Origin of the sequence: uncultured Ruegeria sp., from assembly GCF_947489545.1 — a bacterium.
GTDB lineage: Bacteria > Pseudomonadota > Alphaproteobacteria > Rhodobacterales > Rhodobacteraceae > Ruegeria.
In genome coordinates, this window is the sequence record NZ_CANLDZ010000014.1 from 22,156 (window position 1) to 45,368 (window position 23,213).

Here is a 23,213-nt window from a genome sequence, read left to right on the forward strand (position 1 = left end):
ATTGCCCGATTTAGCGAGAACGTGCAGATATTCATTCTGTTGAAAATGCAGGATTTACTGTTAAAAACGCAGGCCATGACAGGCTTGGCAAAGCCGCAGGGTGTTAAAAGAATGCAGGTTGTTATCCATGCTGGTGCCGCTTTTACCGATGACGGCCGACTGCTGGGGTCCCTTTTGGCAAACAAAGCGGCCCTTGCCCAAAGCCGGTCCCTTCCTCTTGGCCCGCGTCACAGCCGACAGTTTGTAAAAGTAATGTCCGATTCGGTGATCAAAGACGTGCCAGTCGACGACGCACAAGAGGATCTGCGCGAGATATTTCCCGAGGATCTGAATGCCGAGCGTTTGATCATCTCTAGCGACAAGTTCTTTGGGCCTAGAAGAACAGCACTTCAGCACGGCCAGATCTACCCTTTTGCTGCCAAGCGAACGGCCTATTCCGAAAAACTGCTTGAAGGGGCCCAACTCGAGCTTTTTGTCGGTTTGGTCAATCCGGGCAGTTTCATTCCCAAAATTCTGATGTCCCTGCATGAAGACCAAAGAGAATCGATCTTGGGCAGCACAGACCTGAGTTGCCTGAGCTGGTTAAACATGATCGACGATCTTGGCGATCTGGCCCCCGGGGTTAAGCTAACGCTGTGGGAAAACGAAGACACGCCGCTGATTTGGGGAGACATTGTGCGCGCTATGGCGGGGCTAGCTGACGACGTTGCCTTAAAGGATGAATATGCGTTACTCTTGTCGCTTCTCACTGGGACCGGGAAAACCCAGCTACTGGAACTGATCCAGCAAGGGACCGCAAAGGACAGACAATCGCTGCGGGACAGTCTGGCCGGAATTTTTGAAGATCACGCCCAACCCGAGCAGATCGAAGAAGAACTGGATCTACCGGGTTGGAATTCGGACATCGTCAGCGCGTTTTCGGAGTTGTACGAACAAGATCTGGCCAAAATCCACACCATGCCGAATGTTCGGGTTTTGCACCCCTAAAAAATCCGCCTACATGCCCAGCGCTTCTTTATACATTTCCAACACCGCCTCTTCTTCCGCGATGTCGTCTTTGTCGCGTTTACGCAGGGCAATTACCTTTCGCATGACTTTGGTGTCGTAGCCGCGTGCTTTGGCTTCGGCCATGACCTCTTTTTGCTGTTCGGCAATGTCTTTCTTTTCTGCCTCCAACCGTTCGAGCCGTTCTACAAACTGGCGCAGTTCACCAGCTGTCACCCGGTAATTGGCGGCGGCCTGATCTTCGGTCATATCTTCCATATAGGTCTCTCCCAGAGGCTGAAATCTGATGCTGTCACATCGGGCAATATGCCGGATACATCGCCGCTGCTCGGGTCGCAAGCACCCAATCCGGGACCAGGCTTGTGCGATCCGGTCTGATCCGCTAAGCGCGGGCACAGTTTACGGACAATTGCGGGGCACTATGTTCGAATTCATCACCTGGGGCGGCGCCGCCCTGTCGCTGGCCGGGCTCGTCGGGCTGATCTGGTGCATCTTTCGCGTTATTAAAGCGCGTAAGGCCGGGCTGTCAGATGATGATTTGCGCGCAGTGGTCCAAGGCGTGCTGCCGTGGAATCTGGGTTCACTGTTTCTTTCCGTGATTGGTTTGATGCTGGTCATCCTCGGGATCTCCTTTGGATGACCGACCGGTTCAAACCGGCATATTGTCAAACCGCGCTTCCATAGCGTCTTCGCAAAGCGCAGCATCCAGACGGCGCAGGCGTGAAGGGACATGCATCCCTTGCCGGCGCATCCGATCAATAACTTTGCTCACGCTGGGTTGCAGGGCCAGACGCGTATCCAGACACGCGTTGTGAAGCTTCTGCTCAAGTTGCTCAGCTTCGGAATAGAGATTAGCTGTTGTCATAACCATCCTCCCAAGTGGTGTCATTCTGACAGATATAGGTAACGAGAATAAGACCCGAATATGTTACCTTGAAGTTGTGCGGAATCTTGCCTGACATCCTGGCAACTCCCGCAATCAGGCACGGTTCGGCTAAAGTTTAATCCGATTTAGCCGATGCTGCTTTGATGGACATCAAAGGTCGGATTGACTTTTGCTTCATATTCCAAGTTTGATAGGTGACCGGAACTGCCTGAGCGGAGGACACCATGACACCTAAAGTGAAAGCTTTTTTTGACGGCCAGACCTTCACGGTTTCCTACGTTGTGCAAGAGCCTGAAGGCAGTGCCTGCGCAATCATCGACAGCGTTCTAGATTTTGATCACGCGTCGGGTCGGACAACAACACATGCGGCAGACAAGGTTGCCGAGTATATAGGGTCCGAGGACCTGAAGGTTGAATGGATTCTCGAAAGCCACGTCCACGCCGATCATCTGTCTGCCGCCCCCTACCTGCAGCAGAAATTGGGCGGCAAAATCGGCATTGGAGCGCAGATCGTTGCAGTGCAGGACACGTTTGGTAAGGTCTTCAATGAAGGCACCGAATTCCAACGTGACGGCAGCCAGTTCGACGCTCTGTTTTCCGAAGGCGACAGCTTTCATATCGGGCAGATGCGCGGGGATGTTCTGCACACACCGGGGCACACTCCGGCTTGCCTGACCTACGTGATCGGCGATGCGGCATTTGTTGGCGACACTCTATTCATGCCCGACTTTGGAACGGCTCGGTGCGATTTCCCCGGTGGATCGTCCAAAACGCTGTTCGAGTCGATCCAAAAAATACTGAGCTTGCCGGATGAGACACGCATTTTCGTTGGGCATGACTACAAGGCGCCGGGCCGCGACGAATACGCCTGGGAAACCACAGTGGGCGAACAAAAAGCGCTGAACGTCCATATCGGCCAAGGGCGCAGCATCGAAGAATTCGTGGAGATGCGTGACGCCCGAGACGCGACTCTGGCCATGCCGCGCCTGATCTTGCCTTCCCTGCAAGTCAATATGCGCGCTGGGCAAATGCCCCCCGCAGACGAACAGGGTGATGTGTTTCTGAAAGTGCCCATCAACAAACTGTAGTTCTGTCGGCATGCAGGTTGGACGCCGGTCATCCTGGCCCGACGAAGGCCAAAGAAATCTAGGCGTGCGTTCTCAAGCCGCGGCCCAACCCGAGCTACTTGGGAAGCCGATAGACCAAAGACTGGCGACAGCACATAGTGCAACATTAAGGGTGCAACTAGACAGACCCGCAGACGCGGCCTAAGGAAATGGCATGGAGATTCGACCAATAACCCCCCGCTATTCCGTCTCGCCGCAGATCGCGGTCGAGGATGTTCCTGCCATCGCCGAGGCTGGGTTCGTCAAAGTCATCTGCAATCGCCCCAACATGGAAGTTCCTGCGGATATGCAATCCGATGCGATTGGCGAGGCTGTCCGCGCCGCTGGATTGGAATATGAGGTTCTGGAATTGACCCACCAGACGATGACCCCAGAAAACGTTGCGCTACAACGTGATCTGGCAGAGAGTTGCAGCGGCCCAGTCCTGGCTTATTGTGCCTCGGGCACGCGCTGTTCGGTCGTCTGGGCGTTGGGGCAATGCGATTCCATGAGTACGGATGAGATTTTGAACGCGACGACGAAAGCTGGATATCAGTTGGAAGGTCTGCGTCCGACTTTGGATCAGATTCGAAAAACATCGGGTTAACCCGACCGTAGAATCAGCCGCCGCGCTCCGACCCATCCTCTGGTCCGGTCAGGCCCGCCAATTGCGAAATCTCGGCTGCAATCTGATCCGAATTCGCAAAATCCAGATCGCTCTCAAGCGGTTCAGGGTCCGGAGTTTCAACCTTGTACGGTGTCACGTTCAGCGTGTCCGGAATCAGGTTCGAGGCGTCCTGGATGTCCTGTTGTGGCGCCCTTGTTTCGCTTGCAACGAATTTTCCCAGCTCAGGGTCTGCCAAGGCAGGCAGCGACGCGTGTTCATTTACGCGAACGGCCCGCAGACCGCCACACTGGCCAAGACGCCCCACTGCCACGCGCGTGCGATCTATACTCAGGATCTCGGTCCGATCCACGCGGGATCCGGTTAGAGGCACCAGATCTCCGACTTTCAGCCCGGACAGATTCGACAATGGCAATACCATACGGCACAAGACAGCGTTCAACTCTGCCCGAACAACGCCAGCAGATTGTTCCAATCTTGGTCCAGCTTCCGTCGGAGACGCAGCGCCTTCGTCTGGCAGAAACGGATGATCAGGCAACAAAACGGTGATTTGCCCCTGCCGCAATCCCCCCGCCAGATCCACAGTCAGTTCGAATACGCGATAGGCATCGTCAACCAGGGCAAGGGACAGCTTCCCCAAGTCCGCAGAACGTGATCTGAATTCGTATCCGGTAAGGCAAGCCTGATCGGCTGCCGCCTCGACCAGAGAGGCAGCGCGCGCCAGGGCTTCTTCGATCAATGGAGCTGCCATGGCGGCATCTGTATCAGTAAACGCACGCGCGTTTGGCCGGGCTTCTGTAACCTCTCCTATTGTTTGGGTTTGAACGATGGCGGAAACACAGCTGGGGTCCAAACAGGCCGCCGCAATCCCTTCCGGACCACTGAACAACAGTAGCAACAAATTTTCGCCGAGCGTTTCAACAAACTCATTTTGTTGCCGGGTGGATTGCCTGACTCCGATAACCGCAAGCGGCAGGCTCAGCCTATCCCCCGCCGCCCGTGCGAATCCCAGTCGCAATGCGCGCAGAATCGAGCGTGGACGATCACTCAAATCATCCTGCCCAACCGACAGCTTGCGCGCCAAAGCAGCGCTGACAGAATGTGCCATGGCTCTAATTCACCAATTGTTCCAGCAACTGACACTTGGTGTAACCCGACGACCGTTACGAAGTTCTTTATGCCTCCGTCACTGCGCCGCCTGTTGATAGGCCAGCGGCAGGCTTACACGAAAGGCGGCCCCGCCCTGCCCGGGCAAATAGCTGATCTCGCCCCCAAGCCGCTGCATGATCTCACGGCAGATTGCTAATCCCAGCCCGGCGCCCCCTGCCTTGTCGCCACCGACACGCGCGAATTTCTCGAATACCAGCGATTGTGCCTCGGGCGGAATGCCACTGCCATTGTCCGTAAAGTCGATCACCAACCGCCCTCCGACATCATGGGCTGAGATCGTCAGAACTGGTTCAGGAGATTCGCAGTACTTCCGCGCATTTGAAATCAGGTTGATAAACACCTGGCCCAGACGGTCCAGATCAGTATGAAGCGGAATACGTTCTGACGCCCGGCTGCGCCGCACGGCCAATTTCTCGTCGGTTCCGGCCAACGCGCTCGATACCGCCCGATCCAGAACCGAGCGGAGGCTGTCATCGCCGACATTCAAACTTACCTGACCGCTTTCCAACACGCTCAGGTCCAGCAGATCATCCAAAAGGCGTGTCAGCCGTAAGGCTTCATCGTGAATGATCGCGGCATAGCGCGTCTGTTCCGTCCCGCTCAGCCCTCGGGTATCACGCATGATCTCGGAAAACGCGCGGATCGAGGTCATGGGCGTTCTTAGCTCATGACTGACCTGACTTAGAAAACTGTCTTTTTGTTCAGATACCTGGGTCAGCTTTGTGTTGGCCTCTCGCAGTTTTCGAGCGGTTCGGCTCAGCTCGGCGGATTTGACTTCCAGTTGGCTGGAATACTCCAATAGCTGAGCAGACTCGTCGGCCACCGCCAGCAAATCCTCGACCGAAACAGACGATCCCCCGACAATCTGACCGATCATTGCATGCGCTGTGGCTGCACCGACCGAACCACTTAGTTCGCGTTCAAGACGGTTTAGAAAACCCGGTGTCGGCTCGGGCAGGCGCGATCGCCCCCCTTGTTGTTCGGCTTCAGCCTGAAAGAACTCCTGCGCGGGGCCAGCGCCCAAAATGCGCTGCGTCATGATCATCAGGTCTTCGCTTTGCGCCACCGAGCCGGTCCATCCACGCGGCGCCGCGGAATGATCGAATACGTTGACAAACTGCGCGCCTTGCAAACGCTCCAGCGGGCTGGGGAAACTCAGCAGGGAAGTCACACAGAAGGCGATCGTGTTCAGAGACAGCGACCACATGACTGTATGAACCATCGGGTCGATTCCTTCGATCCCGAACAGAGCCTGCGGGCGTAGCCAGCCCAGACCGAATGGGCCACTTTCCAAGATCGAGGCGGGCATCCAGGCAGCGCCCATTCCCGGCAATAGCAGCGTATAAATCCACAGGACAAAGCCTACCGAAAGCCCAACCAACGCTCCGGTCCGCGTCGCCCCGCGCCAAAATAACCCTCCGACCAAAGCGGGCAGAATCTGAGATATCCCGGCAAAAGCAATCAGTCCGATCGACGACAGCGCAGTCCCGCCACCAGACAGGCTGTAGTAGAAATAGCCCAGCGCCATAATCACCGCGATCGAAACCCGGCGTGCCATCAATACGATGTTGCGTACGTCACCCGAAATCGAACCAGAACCTTCCTGAGTGCTCAGCCAGATCGGCATGACCACGTGGTTCGACACCATGGTAGACAGGGCCATCGCGGTCACAATCACCATGGATGTGGCCGAAGAAAAGCCACCGATAAACGAAAGCATCGCCAGCCAGTCATTGCCTTGCGACAAAGGGACCGTCAGAACAAACAAATCCGGGTTTGAGCCTTCGGGCAGCAAGTCCAACCCAACAACGGCGATCGGAACCACAAACAAGCTCATCAGCAGCAAATACAATGGGAAGGCCCATGCAGCCGTCCGCAAATGGCCCTCGTCATCGTTTTCGACGATCATAACCTGAAACATGCGCGGTAGGCAGACGAAGGCGGCGGCGGACAGAAAAATAAAGGTGGTCCAGCGCCCGGCATCCACGTTCCACTGGCCGATTTCGGAGGCGTCTATGCGGTCCATCATCGGGCCCATACCACCCGCCACGCCCCAGACCACAAAGATACCCACCGCCAACAAAGCAAACAATTTGACGACTGATTCCAATGCAATGGCGGTGACAACGCCATGGTGACGCTCGTTGGCATCCAGATTGCGCGTGCCGAATAGAATAGCAAACATAGCCAGCCCGGCAGCCACCCAGAATACACTCGACCCTTCGCGATATAGACCCGAAGTGTCCGCTTCGGCAAAGATCGAGAAGGACAGGGTGATCGATTGCAGTTGCAACGCGATATAGGGCGTGCCCCCGAGGACAGCCAGGATGGTGACGCACACAGCTAAGGTGTTTGACTTTCCATAACGCGAGGACAGCAAGTCGGCAATCGAAGTGACCCTCTGACTGCGGCCTACGCGCACAAGCTTTCGCAATCCCCACCACCAACTCACCATGACCAAAGTCGGACCTAAGTAGATGGTCACAAACTCAAGCCCGGATCGTGCGGCATTCCCGACTGCGCCATAAAACGTCCAGGCCGTACAGTAGATCGACAGGGACAAGGTGTAGATCACCGGAGACCGCAGCCACCTGCCCCGCCCAGCCGCAGCCATGCGATCGGCTGCAAACGCGACACCGAACAGCAAAACGACATACCCCAGACAAACCAGGATCAGGATGTTCAGCGTTGCCATTGATCGGTATCCGTTTCAGGATCCTCGCGCGTCCTCAGACGGCGGGCCGCCACGCCGAAGATCAAGCCAACCAGGATCAACCCGCCCCAGCAAGCGAAGATGTAGAACATTGCCGAAGACAGTGGAACTGCCTGGCCTTCAACAGACTGCCCGGGCCAAAGCAACGGCAGTGCAAACAGCGCCGCCCCCAAAAACGGCAGCAAACGTGCTGCATCCGTAAGCCTGCGACGGCGATAACTTTGTCGCTCCAGAAAAACTGAGGGCCTTGGACCCGGCGGCTTAGTTTCGGAATTTTCTTCTGCAGTCATAACCGCGTTGCCTGAGCATGCAGGTCGCGTACAGCGGTCAGCACCTCGGCATTTGAAAAGGGTTTGGTCATAAACCGGCTGACGCCGGCGTTTTCGGCCATTTCACGGTCACGGGACTGGCCACGCGCGGTCAGCATCAGCACAGGCAGGCTTTGCATGCCGTCCTGCTCTCGCAGGTCACGCAGAATATCCATGCCATTTTTGCCCGGCAACATGACATCCAGAATCACCAGATCGGGATTTGCGGCCCGAATCACCTGGAGCGCATCCGCACCATCGCCATGCGTTTGAACCTGCCACCCCTCACGGGTCAGCAAAAACCGGATCGCCTCAGCTATGTTCGGCTCATCCTCAATCAACAGAACCTTTCGGCTCATATTTTCAATTCCTCCCCATGACGGATCGCACACATGGCAACCCGCCGCGACCAGATTAAGCGCTCTGTCAGGAAACTGTCAAAAACCTTCGCTCAAAATCGATGGCTCACGTCGCGACTCGCAGTCACCACTGGGGCAAACACGGCAGTTTGGACCGACAGTCGTCGCGGTCGTGCCAAGCGCGCTATCCCCCGCAGGACGCACCAGCATCACCGATCGATAGGCCGGAGTCAGGTCATAGCCAGACACCGAATGTGGCCAGGCATATGCGTGGCACTCGAACTCTGCCGCACTGCGCCCCAGCTGCACAATACGCCTTCGTATCGGCACCAAAGGTTGGTTCAAGGCCGAATATAGCGGCCATAGCGGGCAGGCCTCGCCATGCCTCGGTATGGCAAGGCCAGGAATCTGCTTGATAAACAAGATACCGCCGGACGCATCACATATCGCAAGGCCCGCAGGACGCTGCAGACAGCCTTCGGGCAAGAAGGCAAGTCGTCTGAGAACTGTGGCCATGTCGACGGAGAACATCTGCGCCAACTCAATCGGTTCAGGCTCTTTCTCCTTCAAGGCGGCCTTGAGCTTATTCAAGGGCATGGCACGCGCATCAGCAGCGCAGAGGTTCAGCAAATCGCGGGCAACTTTGCGGGCGGCCGCAGTGTTCAGGCCGCCCAAGTCGATAGCCCCGGCATCACCATCAGTTTCAAGCTGAGGAAAGCTGTGGCTCCGCGCTTCAAAGAAGGCTTCGACCTCCTCCAACGGGACCCCGCGCGGATCCGCGGCTGAGTCACTGTCATCCAAATAAGTCACAAGCGCCTTGGAACTGTCTGCCAGTCTTTCGGCATCCTGATGCAGGTTCCGGTGAAAACGATCCTGCCACTCATCGTCGATATCCTGGGTGTCCGCCAAAATGGCCGCGGTTGATCTGATTGCGGCCGCCGTAGACAGCACCTCGTGCATCGATGCCGCAAGGTGGGGATCATGGGTCAGCCTGTCGGACAGGGTCTCTACTGTACGCTCCAACGACACAACACGCCTATGCATTTGCGCAAGAACACCGGCCCATCCCGGGAAACGTCCGGCGAACTCCTCAAGCACGTCCAACTCGGCCTGGTGACCAACAGAGTCCACCGCGGCTTCGCGCAATGCCGAAATCAAAGTGGCTTCGATCCCCTGCGTCAAAAGCGAGGGTTCGACCGACAAAGCCCGCGCGATGTCGACCAGGAGTTTCCCCCCAATCCGGCGTCGGTTGTGTTCAATCAGATTCAGATAGGAGGCTGAAATCCCGACCCGACGCGCAAGCTCGGCCTGCCGCAATCCTGCGATCTGCCGTCTTTCTCGGATTCGGCTTCCAGTCAGCGTATTGCGCATTCGTCACAATCCTCGTGGCAAGTGACCCTACACTAGAAGCAATCACTTTTCAGAACATCTTATCAATTCCTGAAGCTTACGCACTAGTTTTCAAATTTTCTTTACAGCTTTGACAACGAAAACACCGCCCGCCGCACCCGCGCCATAGGTTCTGGTGGGCAAGACCATGGATCACCCCTTCATTTCCACTCGGTTTCCCTGCACCATAGGCAGATGAGTGACCCCGCCTTTGAATATGCTCCGATCGGACTGGTCGAATTGGAAAACCGGGTTATCCGACGCTGCAATTTGCAGTTTGCGCGGACATTCGGCGGAGAAGAAGTCGAGTATCGCAACATGCCCTTGCTGCAACTCTACCCCTCGGTTGCTGACTGGGAGAGGATCGGCGAACGCAGCCTGCAGGTGATGAGGGACACCGGGTATTACTCCGACGAGCGCGTCATGCGACGACGCAATGGCGATTTGTTCTGGTGCCGTGCACGGGGGAGGTCTCTGACGCCCGAGGATCCGTTTCGCCACGGGATCTGGAGCTTTTCCGACATCTCAGAAGAGAGGCCACTGGTTGAGCTCACCGTCCGGGAACGCGAAGTGGCGATCCTGTCTTGCCGCGGCCTGTCCGCCAAGGAAATCGGCATAGAATTAGGACTGAGCTACCGCACGATCGAGGCCTATCGCGCCCGACTTCTGGAGAAACACGGTGCCCGCAAGTTGCCGGAACTGGTGGCGAAACTGTCGGGAATGCCCTTGTGATCGAGCCGACCGTTTCCGGGCCTGCTTAACCCTCGGATTAACATTGCCAGACTGCGCTTTTCATGACACATCGCATAGCTTATAACGCTGCGTAATCAGATCAAAGCCCGCATGAAACAGACGGGCCAAAGGGGAACCGTCGAGGACACTCATGACAGATACCAAACACGAAGCGGATGTTGCGTTCATCAAAGCACTGGCCGAATTGCTGCGTGACAACGACCTGACCGAATTGCAGGTCAAGCGCGAGTATGGCGAGGAAGACAGCCTGAACGTCCGCGTCAGCCGAATGATGCAAGCCGCCCCTGCACCGGTCCAGGTTGCCGTTCCAGCCGCTGCAGCACCTGCTGCTGCCCCAGCCGCGGCCCCTGTAGCAGAGACCCCAGCGGCGCAGGAAGATCCGGCCAGCCATCCCGGTGCCGTGACCTCGCCCATGGTTGGAACCGTCTATATGCAGCCCGAACCGGGCGCACCGTCTTTCATTAGCGTTGGCGCGTCCGTGTCCGAAGGCGACACGTTGCTGATCGTCGAAGCGATGAAAACCATGAACCACATCCACGCACCCAAATCGGGTACCATCAAGCGTATTCTTGTCGGTGATGGCGATGCCGTTGAATTCGGCACCCCCCTGGTCATCGTTGAGTAAGGCGGGCTCATGTTTGATAAGATCCTGATTGCCAACCGGGGCGAGATCGCCCTGCGCGTGATCCGCGCTGCCCGCGAGATGGGGATAAAGACGGTCGCCGTCCACTCCACCGCCGACAGCGACGCGATGCATGTGCGCATGGCCGACGAATCGGTCTGTATTGGCCCCCCGCCCAGCCCGCAAAGCTATCTGTCAGTGCCTGCGATCATCTCAGCCTGTGAAATTACCGGCGCGCAAGCAATCCACCCTGGCTACGGCTTTCTGTCCGAGAATGCCGAGTTTGTGCAGATCGTCGAAGATCACGACATCACCTTTATCGGCCCCACCGCAGAACATATCCGCGTCATGGGCGACAAGATCACCGCCAAGGACACCATGAAGGAACTAGGTGTTCCTTGCGTTCCCGGTTCGGACGGCGGCGTTCCCGATCTGGCTGCGGCCAAAAAGATCGGTGAGGAATTCGGCTATCCCGTCATCATCAAGGCCACTGCAGGTGGCGGCGGGCGCGGCATGAAAGTCGCGATGAGCGCGGATGAGATGGAAAGTGCCTTCATGACGGCGCGGGCCGAGGGTAAAGCGGCCTTTGGCAATGACGAGGTCTATATTGAGAAATACCTGACCACACCGCGCCATATCGAGATCCAGGTCTTCGGTGACGGCAAGGGCAAGGCCGTGCATCTGGGCGAACGCGACTGTTCCTTGCAGCGCCGCCACCAGAAGGTCTTTGAAGAGGCCCCAGGCCCCAGCATCACCCCGGAAGAGCGCGCCAAGATCGGTAAGGTCTGCGCGGATGCGGTTGCCAAGATCAACTATATCGGCGCAGGCACCATCGAATTCCTCTATGAGAATGGCGAGTTCTATTTCATCGAGATGAACACCCGCCTTCAGGTGGAACACCCGGTGACCGAAGGCATCTTCGGGGTCGACCTGGTCCGCGAACAAATCCTTGTCGCAGCCGGAGAACCGATGTCTTTCGGGCAAGACGATCTTGTAATCAACGGCCACGCGATCGAGGTTCGGATCAATGCTGAAAAGCTGCCCAACTTCTCGCCCTGCCCCGGCAAGATAACGGCCTATCACGCGCCCGGCGGATTGGGCGTGCGGATGGATTCAGCGCTGTATGATGGCTACTCGATCCCGCCCTATTACGACTCGCTGATCGGCAAGCTGATTGTACAGGGTCGCGACCGGGACGAGGCACTGGCGCGCCTGAACAGGGCACTGGGAGAGCTGATTGTAGATGGCATCGACACCACGGTACCGTTGTTTCACGAGCTTCTTCAGAACCCAGATATCCACAGCGGCGATTACAACATCCACTGGCTGGAGCACTGGCTTGCGGAGAATATGTCCGAATAACAACGCTGGGCCGGTGGGTCACTCACCGGCCCTCAGGCGACCCAAATGAGCCTGTCCCCTGAACTTTTACTCCACGGTTACTCCATCGGCATCTTCCCGATGGCGGAACATCGTCATGATCCGGAGCTGTTCTGGGTCGATCCCAAAATTCGGGGCGTTTTTCCGTTGGACGGGTTTCACATCTCACGCAGCCTTGCCCGCCGGATCCGAAACTGCGGATTTAATGTGACCATTGATCAGGATTTTGCCGGTGTCGTGGATGGCTGTGCCGACCGCGCCGACACCTGGATTAACGACGAACTACGGAGCCTGTATCAGCGCCTGCACGTTTCGGGCCACGCGCATTCCCTTGAAATCTGGGACGGAACCTTGTTGGTGGGCGGAGTTTATGGCGTCGTTCTGGGGGCTGCATTCTTTGGGGAAAGCATGTTCTCGCGCCGCAGGGATGCATCGAAAATCGCGTTGGCCTATCTGACAGACCGTTTGCTGCAAACCGGGTTTCAACTGTTCGATACGCAATTTCTAACCGCACATCTCGCGTCCTTGGGGGCCATCGAAATACCGCGCAGTCGGTACCGTTCATTGCTGGAAGAAGCGATAAACACCAGCGCCGATTTCTCTGCGCCGCTGTCTCAGTCCGCCGAAGGCGTGATACAGCGGATCACCCAAACGTCATAGCGCGCGTGATCCAAAGCATTCAGCGCCGGTGAGGTCGCTATCATCCAGCCATCAAACAACTGATCCGCTTTGCCTGTGTCCCAGATTGTAAGATAGGCGAAGGCATCCCCGGTTGGATTGTCCACCGGATAGCGGCAATCGCCCAACGCCACATCCAGCCCAAAAACCGATTGGGTCTGGCCGTTCTGCATCTCAACATCAACGGTCTGCCCATTCACTTTGTCCAGACCGCGCAACAAGGCACCGGGACCGGATTGAACCTTTTGCTGTGCTGCGGCGCTTGTTCCCACCAGCAGCAAAGACATCAGGACCGCACGCATCATTCGCTGCCATCCCCGGCCACGAACTTGACCAGCAGAGAGATCAGGCTGACTGCGCCTTGGGTATCTTCGATCTCGTCCCCGGGTTCGAAAAAGAAAGGCGATCCGCCTGGCATAACTTCGACGAAGTTCCCGCCAAGCAGCCCTTCGGACGAGATCACGATGGCGCTGTCATCCGGAACAAGAATACCGTCTGCTACCGAAAACGTCGTATCGGCACGGTAAGTATCCGGGTTCAAGGCCACGTTTGTGACAGTGCCAATCTTGACACCGGCCAGCCGCACGTCAGTGCCGACACCGACGCCTTCAAGTGAGCGGAACGATGCGCCCAGCTCATACCCGGCGCTGTTTTGCGACAGGCCAGTGGATTGGCTGGCATAGACACCAAACGCAACGGCACACGCCAATACAGCGCCACCGACAATAACTTCGGTCCAATTGTGGGACATTGCTCGCCTCGTTTATTCCGGGCTCCAGGCCTCGTAATCCTTACGCTCAACCGGTTCAGCCCGGCGCAACGACCCTGCGGGAGTATAGGCAAGGGCCGTTCCCGTCAGGTTCTCTTGATGCGGTTTTTCCCAAGATTTGTGTGGCAACGGCTTGTCTGTTGGTGGTTCATCCCAGGTCCGGTGCAGCCAACCGTGCCACTCGGGATCAACCCGGCTGGCCTCGGCTTCACCGTTGAAAATCACCCAGCGCTTGCTGTCATCTGCATTGCGGTAAAACACGTTGCCTTCGTTGTCTTCGCCAACTTTAACGCCCTTACGCGCGGTATAGATTTGTGTGTTCAGGGTTGCCCCGTTCCACCACGTCACGGCCCGCAAAAGAGTGTTCAGGATTCCCATTGGCTGCCTCCGGCATTTCGGTCGAGCAAAGGTATGGACCAAAGGCCCGCCAAGGTCCAGTGCCCGACCTAGGTTCAACGTTATTCAGGCAGAACTGCGGTGACTTCTATTTCGATCCGGTCTTTCGGTGTGATGAGGTTGCATTCGACCACCGTTGCTGCGGGTGGGTTTGCACCGAATGCGTCCTGCAACAACGGCCAACACAGTTCGAATTCACTCATATCCGGCAAATAGTAGTTCACGCGGACCACATCTTTGAAACCCGCTCCGGCCTCGGCCAGGGCTTTTCCAATAGCATCCAAAGACGATTGGCACTGACCAACAATATCTTCAGGAATGTGATCACCTTGGGCGCAAGTTCCGGCGACGAAAACAAAACCATTTGCAACCACTGCACGGCAATAACCAACCTTCTTTTCATATTCTCCGCCGGAGTGAATTCGTTTGATCATTTGGCTACTCCTCAAACAGAAGCGGCGCGGGTATTACCGCGCCGCTTTTTGAACGATTTGCAGATACTCAACCGGCCGAAGCAGACTCCTGCGCAGCATCTGCGTAGATGATCAGCGGTTGCGCTTCCGAGTTTACAGCCTCTTCGTTCACAACAACCTCGGTCACGTTCTTCATACCTGGCAGTTCGAACATGGTATCCAGTAGGATATCTTCGAGGATCGAGCGCAATCCACGTGCACCGGTTTTACGTTCGATGGCTTTCTTGGCAATCGCCTTCAGCGCATCGTCGGTAAAGCCCAATTCGGCATCTTCCAGCTCGAACAGGCGCTGGTACTGCTTGACCAATGCGTTCTTCGGCTTGGTCAGGATGGTGACCAGAGCGTCCTCGTCCAGATCTTCAAGCGTTGCCAGGACCGGTAGGCGGCCAACAAATTCGGGGATCAGGCCAAATCGCAATAGATCTTCGGGCTCAAGTTCCTTGAAAATCTCGCCTACGCCTCGATCATCATTGTCCCGCACATCAGCACCAAAGCCCATAGCCGAGCCTTTGCCGCGTTGCGCAATGATCTTGTCCAGCCCAGCAAAGGCACCCCCACAGATGAATAAGATGTTCGTCGTGTCCACTTGCAGGAATTCCTGCTGCGGGTGCTTGCGTCCCCCTTGCGGAGGAACGCTGGCAACAGTGCCTTCCATCAATTTCAACAACGCCTGCTGCACACCCTCACCCGATACATCGCGGGTGATTGAGGGGTTTTCAGACTTGCGCGTTATCTTGTCGACCTCATCAATATAGACGATGCCACGTTGGGCGCGTTCGACATTGTATTCGCTGGACTGCAGCAGCTTGAGGATGATGTTTTCGACATCCTCACCCACATAGCCCGCTTCGGTCAGCGTGGTTGCGTCGGCCATTGTAAACGGCACATCCAGAATGCGCGCCAGCGTCTGCGCCAGCAACGTCTTACCGCAGCCCGTTGGACCGATCAGCAGAATGTTGGATTTGGCCAATTCAATATCACTGCCAGACTTCTGAGCGTGATTGAGCCGCTTGTAATGATTGTGTACCGCTACCGACAGAACCCGTTTCGCGGTGGCTTGTCCGATCACATAGTCGTCCAGAACCTCGCAGATATCCTTTGGTGTCGGCACACCGTCCGAGGACTTCAGCCCACTGGCCTTTGTCTCTTCGCGGATGATGTCCATGCACAGCTCGACACATTCATCACAGATAAAAACGGTCGGGCCCGCGATCAGCTTACGCACCTCGTGCTGGCTTTTGCCGCAAAAGCTGCAGTAGAGCGTATTTTTGCCGTCACCGCCTGAATTCGTCGCCATGATCTACCTTTCGGGCTCCATCCCTGCGCCCCTTTGCGGAACGCGTTTGCGCCTGTTCATGCAGCTTAGGCCAGCACTGTGACGGCTACAATCTCAAAATGACCCCCGCGCCGGTGACGCGGAGTTTTGGCATCAGGCCTCTTCCGTATCCATTTTTGCGCGGTTTTCGACGATCTCGTCGATATGACCCCACTCTTTGGCTTCTTCCGGGCTCATGAAATTGTCACGGTCCAGCGCTTTTTCAACCGACTTTTTGGTCTGCCCGGTATGACGAACGTAGATATCATAAAGGCGATCCTTGAGTTTCTGCGTCTCGGCCGCATGAATCATGATATCGCTGGCCTGCCCCTGATACCCACCGCTTGGCTGGTGCACCATAATGCGACTATTGGGCAGCGAAAAGCGCATGCCATTCTCACCACCGGCCAGCAAAACCGACCCCATCGAGGCAGCCTGACCGATTACCAATGTCGAACACTTTGGCTTAATGTACTGCATTGTATCGTAAATCGACAAACCGCTGGTCACCACGCCACCCGGCGAGTTGATATAAATCGAGATTTCCTTGTTCGGATTTTCGGCTTCAAGATGCAGCAACTGGGCCACGACCAGATGGCTCATCCCATCGTGGATCGGTCCGTTGATGAAAATGATCCGCTCTTTCAGCAGACGCGAGAAAATGTCATATGCGCGCTCGCCCCGGCTGGTCTGCTCGACGACCATGGGAACGAGCGTATTCATGTAGGTATCTACTGGATCGAACATACGGAACCTGCCTGCTTTGCTATGGATCGGGATTTTATCCCAACGAGAGTTACCCGAGTCTTAGTATTGCCACCGGGGGGCTGCAAGGGGGGGTGTTCGAGAACAATAGCCGATTGGTGCACCGCCCTAAACCACACAACGGGTCCAGCTATCGACCGGCACAGCCCGATCCTTATCGAGTGCAGCCTGTATTTGGCCTTTGGCGATACCGGGGAAATTCGCCTTTAGTTCCCCTTTTGCTCATCACAATATTCTGATTCATGCGCTTGCAAATAAGCATATAAGGCAAGTACAAACGCGGATCGTCCTTAAGGGTCGCACCGCCACTGGAGCAGCACCCAACTGACGGGTTCGCAAGGAAGACGATTATGGCACTCCCCCAGCTGTCCCACGACATGTCTAAGGAAGACATGGATCTTATGATCGACAATGCGACACGAGCATCAAATTTCCTTAAGGCAATAAGCCACGAGGGCCGCATGATGATCCTGTGTCACCTGACCTCGGGCGAAAAATCCGTGACTGAGCTGGAAGATCTTCTATCGGCGCGGCAAGCTGCAGTGTCGCAACAACTGTCCCGCCTGCGACTAGAAGGTCTGGTCACACCTCGGCGCGAGGGCAAAGCGATTTACTATCGCCTGGCAGATGAGCGTCCGCGCCGCATGCTTGAAGTCGTGTACGAGCTTTTTTGCAGCGATAACAACACCTAAGGTCAACCGACCGATCGCAATAAATTCGAACCATGCCCATTCTCAAAAGATCAGCGTCAGCAAGGTGAACAGCCAAGTTGCGCTTTCAAACCAGCTTGTATCAATATGCGGCTAAGGCACTGGTTCAGGTGCGCAAAAGATGTTACCGAAAGAGAATTATGTACTGAGGAGACACGTATGATCCGCGTAATTTTGATTGGCCTGAGCCTGTTCGCACTGGTAGCTTGCGAAACCGCAAAAGGCGCTGGTAAAGACATTGAAAACGCTGGCGATGCCATACAAGGCGCAGCAACTGACGTTCAGGAAAACCTCTGAACCGCAGCCAAGTGTAGCTGGCTTGATTGCAACACCCAAGCTGACCAAACACCGCATCACATGACGTGAAAACGGGGCTCTATTGCTGTCGCAACGGGGCCCTGTCTTACGACCGTTTTGGGATGTAAAAACCCTCCCAAGCACAAAATCACTCGGCGAAACCTTCAATTCTCCCCACCGACAAAGGCAGCATACGGTCGATTAGATCGAAATTGCGGGATTTTGTACAACACTCAGACCCCCAGTCTTTCGAGTTGCACAAAAGGCAAGGTCCAGATGATCCGGGTCGAAGAACACCGCATTCTGACGCGGGGCGGACTGGATTCAATCGCGGGCGGCGAAATTGCCGCCCGGCCCACCTCCCCCCGATGGGGGTGTTGGTTCCGATTATGAGAAGCGCTCTGACCCGAGCGGGATACTGATTACACAATGCCGCATTCTAATCATAACGGCGGTACATACCCCCTCAACCCGTCGGGCCAGAGACGCTTCAGTTCACCTGACGCTCTAGAACAACGCTGTACGCTGTCCCTCGGCGCAGGCTACGGAAATCCGCATAAATCTTACCGTCCTGGTACTTGGCATCGACCAGTGCGTTCACACCAATCTCTGGGTCGGCCGAGCTTTCGACCAATCCGATCGTGCCTGACCCATCCAAGCTGATGGTGCCGGTGGCATCATATACCCGCCAGTCCGCATCGCTGTTCGGCCGCCACATGCTGGGTCCCCAGAACAGGTTTTCCTGCTGCTTCTGAATATCCAGCAGCCATTCGCCATCGTGGAAACGCGGGGCATCACCGGTGGCAGTACGGGACGGGGACACCTTGGTATAGGTGCCGGTCCAGGTGCCGCGCAGGTCTGGCGATGTATCGGCCAAAGCGGCGGTTCCAAGGGTGAGGCTCGTGGCCAAAGCGGCTGCTCCGGCAGTCATATATCTGGTCATGGTCTCTCCTCCAAACTGTGTGGCCATCATTGGCCGTCCTTAAACAGATTGGGAGGGTTCGGGGGGCATGCAAGTTTTCTAAAGGAGGCTTAATGTTGGCTTCATGTTCGCCTCAGGCCCACGCCAAAGCGGTGCCGAGGATGACCAGAGCGATGCCAAACCCCTCGCGATATGAGAAGTTTTCGCCGAACAGAAAGAACGAGGCGATGGCGATCAGAACCACCTCGGCCCCCAGAATGCCGGTATAGATGATGCCCAGCCGTTCGTCGCGCAACGCGGCGAGTTCGAGCGTTGCCCCGGCCAATAGCGTGGCGACGATCAGCAGGCCAAGCCCGACGCCGGGGAGTTTCCACCAGAACTTCATCGCGATCATGGCCACAGAATAGAGACCCGCCGACCCGAGGGCGATAAGGGGGATCATGGACGTGGACATTGGACGCTTCCTCGGACTGTTTCCGTTGCGTCAACAATAGCAGGTGAGCGGGGTTGGGGCTGTGAGGTGGGTCACAGTTGGTTGGGTGGTGAAATAGCTGCTACGAACTACTGTTTTCGCTTCCACCTATAGTGAAAATAGGCCGCGCCGATGATCACACCCGCACAAATCGCATCAACTATGTAGTTCGGCTGATAGTGCACCCAACGGTACGCACCAACAGCAGCCACAAGTATGCAACACGCGATGAATTCGATTTTGGGGTCATACCTAAACATGATCGTATCAAATTCGACCGCTTTTAGCACAATTGCAACCGGTTACCGAGCGGTCGATCAACAAACTAAGGGCAGCGCCGGCCCGAGGGGGTGAGGCCCGTCTCGGAAACGGTACAGCGGACCGTTTCAGGGCCGAACAGGCGGAGCCCCGGGTCGCAAACAAAGGTACGAAATTAAAACGGTAGAGTTTAGAATACCGCCATTAAAATACTAGTGAGAATACCGCCCACTATGCCATAGATCAAAGAAGCAAACAAACCAGTCCATGGTTCGACACTTGGCCTCTCCGGAAATGGTGGAGGACTTAAGAAAATCCTTGCTTTCCTCGGAATTTCAATTTGTTTTTTCAATCGATACGTGAGTAGTAAGTATACAAATACGCCTGCTGAAACCAAATGCACAATCGGACCTAAACCCACCAGTCGATGCCAAATTCTAGCGACTAAGTGTGGCTTGGGAACGGCCAGTTCCACACCGGCTTTTTCCAACTCCTTTGTCGCAATTAGGTCCTGTACAGCTTCGCGCCAATTCGAATTCTCTAATACCTCTTCCAACGAAATCGATACGATTTTCCCTTGCTCCTCATCAAACACAGCTAGCCCATCGGTCGACAAAGCTGGTAGAACTAAAAATGAAAACGAGAATATTAACACCAAAATTAGACCTTCAGGATCAATAAGTGCTTTACTGTCTTTAGACTTACTCTTCGCCAACATCTTGCTTAATGGAAGGTACTTGCTTTGTGCGTTTATTGATGGCAAACCGCCTGTAGCCTCGGATATATCCAACACTTCACTTTCCAAAAGCGAGAAGACCGTGTTGGGCCACGTAAGTTCCGTCGATCTTATTGAGATTTCGGCAGATCCAAATTCACCGGCCAAAAAAGTGAGTGCGACCGTCTGTTTTTCGAAACTTTTCTTATCCTCACCCCGATTAAATCCAATTAACAAAGAAATAGTCATCGAAATTCGCCTTACGTCTTCACGACGATAATCGTGAGTCTGAAACAGCTGCTCATACGAGTTATAGAATACCTTTCGGCCATCAGAATATTCAATATTTGCAGTCAAATCGCTGTTAAGCACATCGTTTTGCGTCTTGACCTGATAGAGTAATTTATCAACCAAATTTCTCAAGTCAGTGATACCGATGTCGAAGCCTACCTCAAGTTCCTTTTCATGTTCCTGTGGTGTCTTAACAAGCGACAAAATGAAGTCAGAAAAATCTTGTTTTGAAAACTGTACTACTAAATTTTCGTTTTCACCTTGGCCTGAAGCTATTGAAATCTGATTATCTGACATTCAACTTCTCAAATGAAAAACTATTGTTTCGATGGAACGTAGCTACGATCCAGCACATCCGAAAGATGGCATGGGACTAGATAAATGTGAATAGCTGATGTGGTTCAATCGCCGTCTGCCGGCACTTAAAATGATTGGCTTTGGTTGCCCCCTTACTCTCAGCTTTGAACAGTTATCGCACGCGTTGGCTTCTCCAACCGCTTTCGCCCACCCGCCGTAGAATTGGCCTGCCTTTAGCTGTCCACCTGCTCACAAACTGCACCGGGTGCCGCACGCGTTTGGCTGCGCCAACCGCTTCCGCCCACCCGCCTTAAAAATGGACGGCATTAGCTGTCCATTTTTAAAGCTGAAATAAACGCCTCCTGAGGTATATCCACTTTCCCGAACTGGCGCATCTTCTTCTTACCCGCCTTCTGCTTGTCCAGCAGTTTGCGTTTCCGCGTGGCGTCGCCTCCGTAGCATTTGGCGGTCACGTCCTTGCGCAGGGCCGAGAGGGTCTCGCGGGCGATGACCTTGCCTCCGATGGCGGCCTGAATCGGGATTTTGAACATGTGGCGCGGGATCAGGTCCTTGAGCTTTTCGCACATCGCCCGGCCCCGCATCTCGGCCCGGTCGCGGTGAACCATGGTCGACAGCGCATCGACCGGCTCGTCATTCACCAGCACCGACATCTTGACCAGATTATCCTCGGTATAGCCGGTCATCTGATAATCAAACGACGCATAGCCCTTGGTCACCGATTTCAGACGGTCGTAGAAGTCAAAAACGACCTCGTTCAGCGGCAGGTCATAGACGACCATGGCGCGGCTGCCCGCATAGGTCAGGTCCATCTGGATGCCGCGGCGGTCCTGGCAGAGTTTCAGCACGTCGCCCAGGAATTCGTCCGGCACAAGGATGGTCGCCTTGATGCGCGGTTCCTCGATATGGTCGACCTTGGAGGGGTCGGGCATGTCGGCGGGGTTGTGCAGCTCGATCATCTCGCCGTCTTTCATGTAGACGCGATAGATCACCGAGGGCGCGGTGGTGATGAGCTCGATATCATATTCGCGTTCGATGCGGTCGCGGATGACCTCAAGGTGCAGAAGCCCGAGGAAGCCGCAGCGGAAGCCAAAGCCAAGTGCTGCCGAGGTTTCCATTTCAAAGCTGAAGCTGGCGTCGTTCAGCGCCAGTTTGTCGATCGCGTCGCGCAGGTCTTCGAATTCGGAACTGTCAACGGGGAAGAGGCCACAGAACACCACCGGTTGCGCGGGTTTAAAGCCGTCCAGCGCCACTTCGGTGCCGTTGCGGTCATTGGTGATCGTGTCACCGACGCGGGTGTCGCGGACCTGCTTGATCGAGGCTGTGAGAAAGCCAATCTCACCGGGGCCGAGGCTGTCGACCATCTCCATCTCGGGCCGGAAGACACCGACGCGGTCGACATGATGCAGGGTGCCGTTCGACATGAACTTGACCCGCATGCCCTTTTTCAGCGTGCCGTCCATGATACGGACCAGAACGATCACACCCAGATAAGCGTCGTACCACGAATCCACTAGCATCGCCTTGAGCGGCGCGTCGAGCGTGCCTTTGGGCGCGGGCAGATGGGTGACGATGGACTCCAACGTCTCATGGATGCCCTGCCCTGTCTTGGCGCTGACCTGAACGGCATCGGTCGCGTCGATACCGATTACATCCTCGATCTGTTCGGCGACGCGGTCACAATCGGACGCGGGCAGGTCGATCTTGTTCAGCACCGGCACGATCTCATGATCGGCGTCGATGGCCTGATAGACGTTGGCCAACGTCTGCGCTTCAACGCCCTGCGTCGAGTCCACAACCAGCAGCGATCCTTCGACCGCTCGCATGGACCGGCTGACCTCATAGGCAAAGTCCACATGGCCGGGGGTGTCGATCAGGTTCAGCACGTATGCCTCACCATTCTCAGCGGTATAGTCGATGCGAACCGTGTTGGCCTTGATGGTGATGCCGCGTTCCCGCTCGATATCCATGCTGTCGAGCAGCTGTTCCTTCATGTCACGATCCTTGACTGTCCCGGTCTCTTGGATGAGCCGGTCAGCAAGGGTGGATTTGCCATGGTCGATATGCGCGACGATGGAGAAATTGCGAATATGAGCGAGGTCTGTCATGGGTTGGGGATATGCGTCGGAAATGGGCTGTGGTCAATGGTTCGCGCAAACCTTCTCACCATGAACTCACATAGTACCAGCAGACGTAAACCCGATGGCAGATCTAGCGTGAATCCCAACTGAACTTTCAAGCAAAGGCGCTGCCTTATCGTCCATACACCTCGTTTAAGGCCAATGTCTTAACTGGAGTTTGTTGATCGTGGACAAGAAACAGGGGCTCGGCGTCGGGTGTTTCGAAGAATCCCAAGCCTCTAGGCTCACAGTAGAGCGCGCGACGTCACCCTCAATTCGATCACTCGCCCAATACTCATCATTCGATATCAAACTCTGCAAGGGACTTCTCGGCGTGAACGGTGACGCCAACAAAGATCCCCCCATCGCAGCGCATATTGCAACTTCGTTTGGACAGTATT

Annotated in this window: 28 protein-coding genes; 10 read left to right on the forward strand and 18 right to left on the reverse strand. The window is 55.6% G+C overall.

What is annotated here, in order from left to right:
• The first annotated feature begins 75 nt into the window (after window positions 1–75).
• Complete coding sequence (locus tag Q1B13_RS17630; protein WP_299800115.1) at window positions 76–987, forward strand: hypothetical protein; 912 nt, start codon at window positions 76–78, stop codon at window positions 985–987.
• 9 nt (window positions 988–996) lie between these two features.
• On the opposite strand, the gene Q1B13_RS17635 is transcribed toward Q1B13_RS17630, so the two are convergent.
• Window positions 997–1,263 (reverse strand): DUF2312 domain-containing protein, encoded by a 267-nt coding sequence (locus Q1B13_RS17635; protein WP_120633351.1) that lies wholly within the window; start codon window positions 1,261–1,263, stop codon window positions 997–999.
• A 163-nt stretch (window positions 1,264–1,426) separates the two neighbouring features.
• Here Q1B13_RS17635 and Q1B13_RS17640 point away from each other — a divergent pair, with 163 nt between their 5' ends.
• On the forward strand, window positions 1,427–1,645 hold the full coding sequence (locus tag Q1B13_RS17640) for a hypothetical protein (protein ID WP_299082652.1): 219 nt from the start codon (window positions 1,427–1,429) through the stop codon (window positions 1,643–1,645).
• Between the two features lie 9 nt (window positions 1,646–1,654).
• Here Q1B13_RS17640 and Q1B13_RS17645 read toward each other — a convergent pair whose 3' ends face one another.
• Entirely contained in the window at window positions 1,655–1,870 is a 216-nt protein-coding gene (locus tag Q1B13_RS17645; RefSeq protein ID WP_298936939.1) for a hypothetical protein, read from the reverse strand.
• Window positions 1,871–2,115: 245 nt separating this feature from the next.
• Here Q1B13_RS17645 and Q1B13_RS17650 point away from each other — a divergent pair, with 245 nt between their 5' ends.
• Entirely contained in the window at window positions 2,116–2,979 is an 864-nt protein-coding gene (locus tag Q1B13_RS17650) for an MBL fold metallo-hydrolase (RefSeq protein ID WP_299082653.1), read from the forward strand.
• A gap of 193 nt (window positions 2,980–3,172) precedes the next feature.
• A complete protein-coding gene (locus Q1B13_RS17655) occupies window positions 3,173–3,604 on the forward strand; it encodes a TIGR01244 family sulfur transferase (RefSeq protein ID WP_298936941.1) in 432 nt (143 codons plus the stop codon).
• A gap of 13 nt (window positions 3,605–3,617) precedes the next feature.
• Here the strand turns inward: Q1B13_RS17655 and Q1B13_RS17660 are convergent, their stop codons facing one another.
• From Q1B13_RS17660 to Q1B13_RS17680, 5 genes are all read right to left on the reverse strand, one after another.
• Window positions 3,618–4,730 carry a FliM/FliN family flagellar motor switch protein gene (locus Q1B13_RS17660; protein ID WP_299082654.1) on the reverse strand — a complete coding sequence of 371 codons (1,113 nt, stop codon included), beginning with the start codon at window positions 4,728–4,730 and terminating at the stop codon, window positions 3,618–3,620.
• Window positions 4,731–4,808: 78 nt separating this feature from the next.
• Window positions 4,809–7,487, reverse strand: coding sequence for an ATP-binding protein (locus Q1B13_RS17665; protein ID WP_299082655.1), 2,679 nt, complete (start codon window positions 7,485–7,487; stop codon window positions 4,809–4,811).
• Window positions 7,475–7,795, reverse strand: coding sequence for a hypothetical protein (locus Q1B13_RS17670; RefSeq protein WP_299082656.1), 321 nt, complete (start codon window positions 7,793–7,795; stop codon window positions 7,475–7,477). Before Q1B13_RS17670 ends, Q1B13_RS17665 begins: the two co-directional genes overlap by 13 nt.
• A complete protein-coding gene (locus Q1B13_RS17675; RefSeq protein WP_299082657.1) occupies window positions 7,792–8,172 on the reverse strand; it encodes a response regulator in 381 nt (126 codons plus the stop codon). The genes Q1B13_RS17670 and Q1B13_RS17675 overlap by 4 nt, the downstream gene beginning before the upstream one ends.
• A gap of 78 nt (window positions 8,173–8,250) precedes the next feature.
• Complete coding sequence (locus Q1B13_RS17680) at window positions 8,251–9,543, reverse strand: helix-turn-helix transcriptional regulator (RefSeq protein WP_299082658.1); 1,293 nt, start codon at window positions 9,541–9,543, stop codon at window positions 8,251–8,253.
• A 213-nt stretch (window positions 9,544–9,756) separates the two neighbouring features.
• On the opposite strand from Q1B13_RS17680, the gene Q1B13_RS17685 reads away from it, so the two are divergent.
• From Q1B13_RS17685 to aat, 4 genes are all read left to right on the forward strand, one after another.
• Window positions 9,757–10,293: a LuxR C-terminal-related transcriptional regulator gene (locus Q1B13_RS17685; RefSeq protein WP_299082659.1), complete on the forward strand. Its 537-nt coding sequence runs from the start codon at window positions 9,757–9,759 to the stop codon at window positions 10,291–10,293.
• Window positions 10,294–10,444: 151 nt separating this feature from the next.
• The gene (gene accB / locus Q1B13_RS17690; RefSeq protein WP_298936948.1) at window positions 10,445–10,939 is read left to right on the forward strand and encodes an acetyl-CoA carboxylase biotin carboxyl carrier protein; all 495 of its coding nucleotides are present in this window, start codon (window positions 10,445–10,447) and stop codon (window positions 10,937–10,939) included.
• Window positions 10,940–10,948: 9 nt separating this feature from the next.
• Entirely contained in the window at window positions 10,949–12,298 is a 1,350-nt protein-coding gene (gene accC, locus Q1B13_RS17695; protein WP_298936949.1) for an acetyl-CoA carboxylase biotin carboxylase subunit, read from the forward strand.
• Window positions 12,299–12,343: 45 nt separating this feature from the next.
• Entirely contained in the window at window positions 12,344–12,976 is a 633-nt protein-coding gene (gene aat, locus Q1B13_RS17700; RefSeq protein ID WP_299082661.1) for a leucyl/phenylalanyl-tRNA--protein transferase, read from the forward strand.
• Here aat and Q1B13_RS17705 read toward each other — a convergent pair.
• The 6 genes from Q1B13_RS17705 to Q1B13_RS17730 all read right to left on the reverse strand — a co-directional run bounded on the left by Q1B13_RS17705 (window position 12,931) and on the right by Q1B13_RS17730 (window position 16,694).
• Window positions 12,931–13,299 carry a DUF2155 domain-containing protein gene (locus Q1B13_RS17705; protein WP_298936951.1) on the reverse strand — a complete coding sequence of 123 codons (369 nt, stop codon included), beginning with the start codon at window positions 13,297–13,299 and terminating at the stop codon, window positions 12,931–12,933. The two genes, aat and Q1B13_RS17705, sit on opposite strands and share 46 nt — an antisense overlap.
• Window positions 13,296–13,745, reverse strand: a complete 450-nt coding sequence (gene mlaD / locus Q1B13_RS17710; RefSeq protein WP_299082663.1) for an outer membrane lipid asymmetry maintenance protein MlaD — start codon at window positions 13,743–13,745, stop codon at window positions 13,296–13,298. The genes Q1B13_RS17705 and mlaD overlap by 4 nt, the downstream gene beginning before the upstream one ends.
• A 12-nt stretch (window positions 13,746–13,757) precedes the next feature.
• Window positions 13,758–14,141, reverse strand: a complete 384-nt coding sequence (locus Q1B13_RS17715; RefSeq protein ID WP_298936953.1) for an NADH:ubiquinone oxidoreductase subunit NDUFA12 — start codon at window positions 14,139–14,141, stop codon at window positions 13,758–13,760.
• An 80-nt stretch (window positions 14,142–14,221) separates the two neighbouring features.
• Entirely contained in the window at window positions 14,222–14,593 is a 372-nt protein-coding gene (locus Q1B13_RS17720; RefSeq protein WP_299082665.1) for a Rid family hydrolase, read from the reverse strand.
• A 67-nt stretch (window positions 14,594–14,660) separates the two neighbouring features.
• A complete protein-coding gene (gene clpX / locus Q1B13_RS17725) occupies window positions 14,661–15,929 on the reverse strand; it encodes an ATP-dependent Clp protease ATP-binding subunit ClpX (protein ID WP_298936955.1) in 1,269 nt (422 codons plus the stop codon).
• A gap of 132 nt (window positions 15,930–16,061) precedes the next feature.
• Window positions 16,062–16,694: an ATP-dependent Clp protease proteolytic subunit gene (locus tag Q1B13_RS17730; RefSeq protein ID WP_298936956.1), complete on the reverse strand. Its 633-nt coding sequence runs from the start codon at window positions 16,692–16,694 to the stop codon at window positions 16,062–16,064.
• A 368-nt stretch (window positions 16,695–17,062) separates the two neighbouring features.
• On the opposite strand from Q1B13_RS17730, the gene Q1B13_RS17735 reads away from it, so the two are divergent.
• Window positions 17,063–17,404, forward strand: a complete 342-nt coding sequence (locus Q1B13_RS17735; RefSeq protein WP_299082667.1) for a helix-turn-helix transcriptional regulator — start codon at window positions 17,063–17,065, stop codon at window positions 17,402–17,404.
• A gap of 177 nt (window positions 17,405–17,581) precedes the next feature.
• Window positions 17,582–17,719: an entericidin A/B family lipoprotein gene (locus tag Q1B13_RS17740; RefSeq protein ID WP_299082669.1), complete on the forward strand. Its 138-nt coding sequence runs from the start codon at window positions 17,582–17,584 to the stop codon at window positions 17,717–17,719.
• 490 nt (window positions 17,720–18,209) lie between these two features.
• Here Q1B13_RS17740 and Q1B13_RS17745 read toward each other — a convergent pair whose 3' ends face one another.
• From Q1B13_RS17745 to lepA, 5 genes are all read right to left on the reverse strand, one after another.
• Complete coding sequence (locus tag Q1B13_RS17745; RefSeq protein ID WP_299082671.1) at window positions 18,210–18,662, reverse strand: hypothetical protein; 453 nt, start codon at window positions 18,660–18,662, stop codon at window positions 18,210–18,212.
• A gap of 112 nt (window positions 18,663–18,774) precedes the next feature.
• Window positions 18,775–19,095, reverse strand: a complete 321-nt coding sequence (locus Q1B13_RS17750; RefSeq protein ID WP_299082673.1) for a hypothetical protein — start codon at window positions 19,093–19,095, stop codon at window positions 18,775–18,777.
• Between the two features lie 107 nt (window positions 19,096–19,202).
• Window positions 19,203–19,373 (reverse strand): hypothetical protein, encoded by a 171-nt coding sequence (locus Q1B13_RS17755; protein WP_299800125.1) that lies wholly within the window; start codon window positions 19,371–19,373, stop codon window positions 19,203–19,205.
• A gap of 188 nt (window positions 19,374–19,561) precedes the next feature.
• A complete protein-coding gene (locus Q1B13_RS17760) occupies window positions 19,562–20,674 on the reverse strand; it encodes a hypothetical protein (RefSeq protein WP_299082675.1) in 1,113 nt (370 codons plus the stop codon).
• Between the two features lie 326 nt (window positions 20,675–21,000).
• Complete coding sequence (gene lepA, locus Q1B13_RS17765) at window positions 21,001–22,800, reverse strand: translation elongation factor 4 (protein WP_299082677.1); 1,800 nt, start codon at window positions 22,798–22,800, stop codon at window positions 21,001–21,003.
• Window positions 22,801–23,213: the final 413 nt, after the last annotated feature.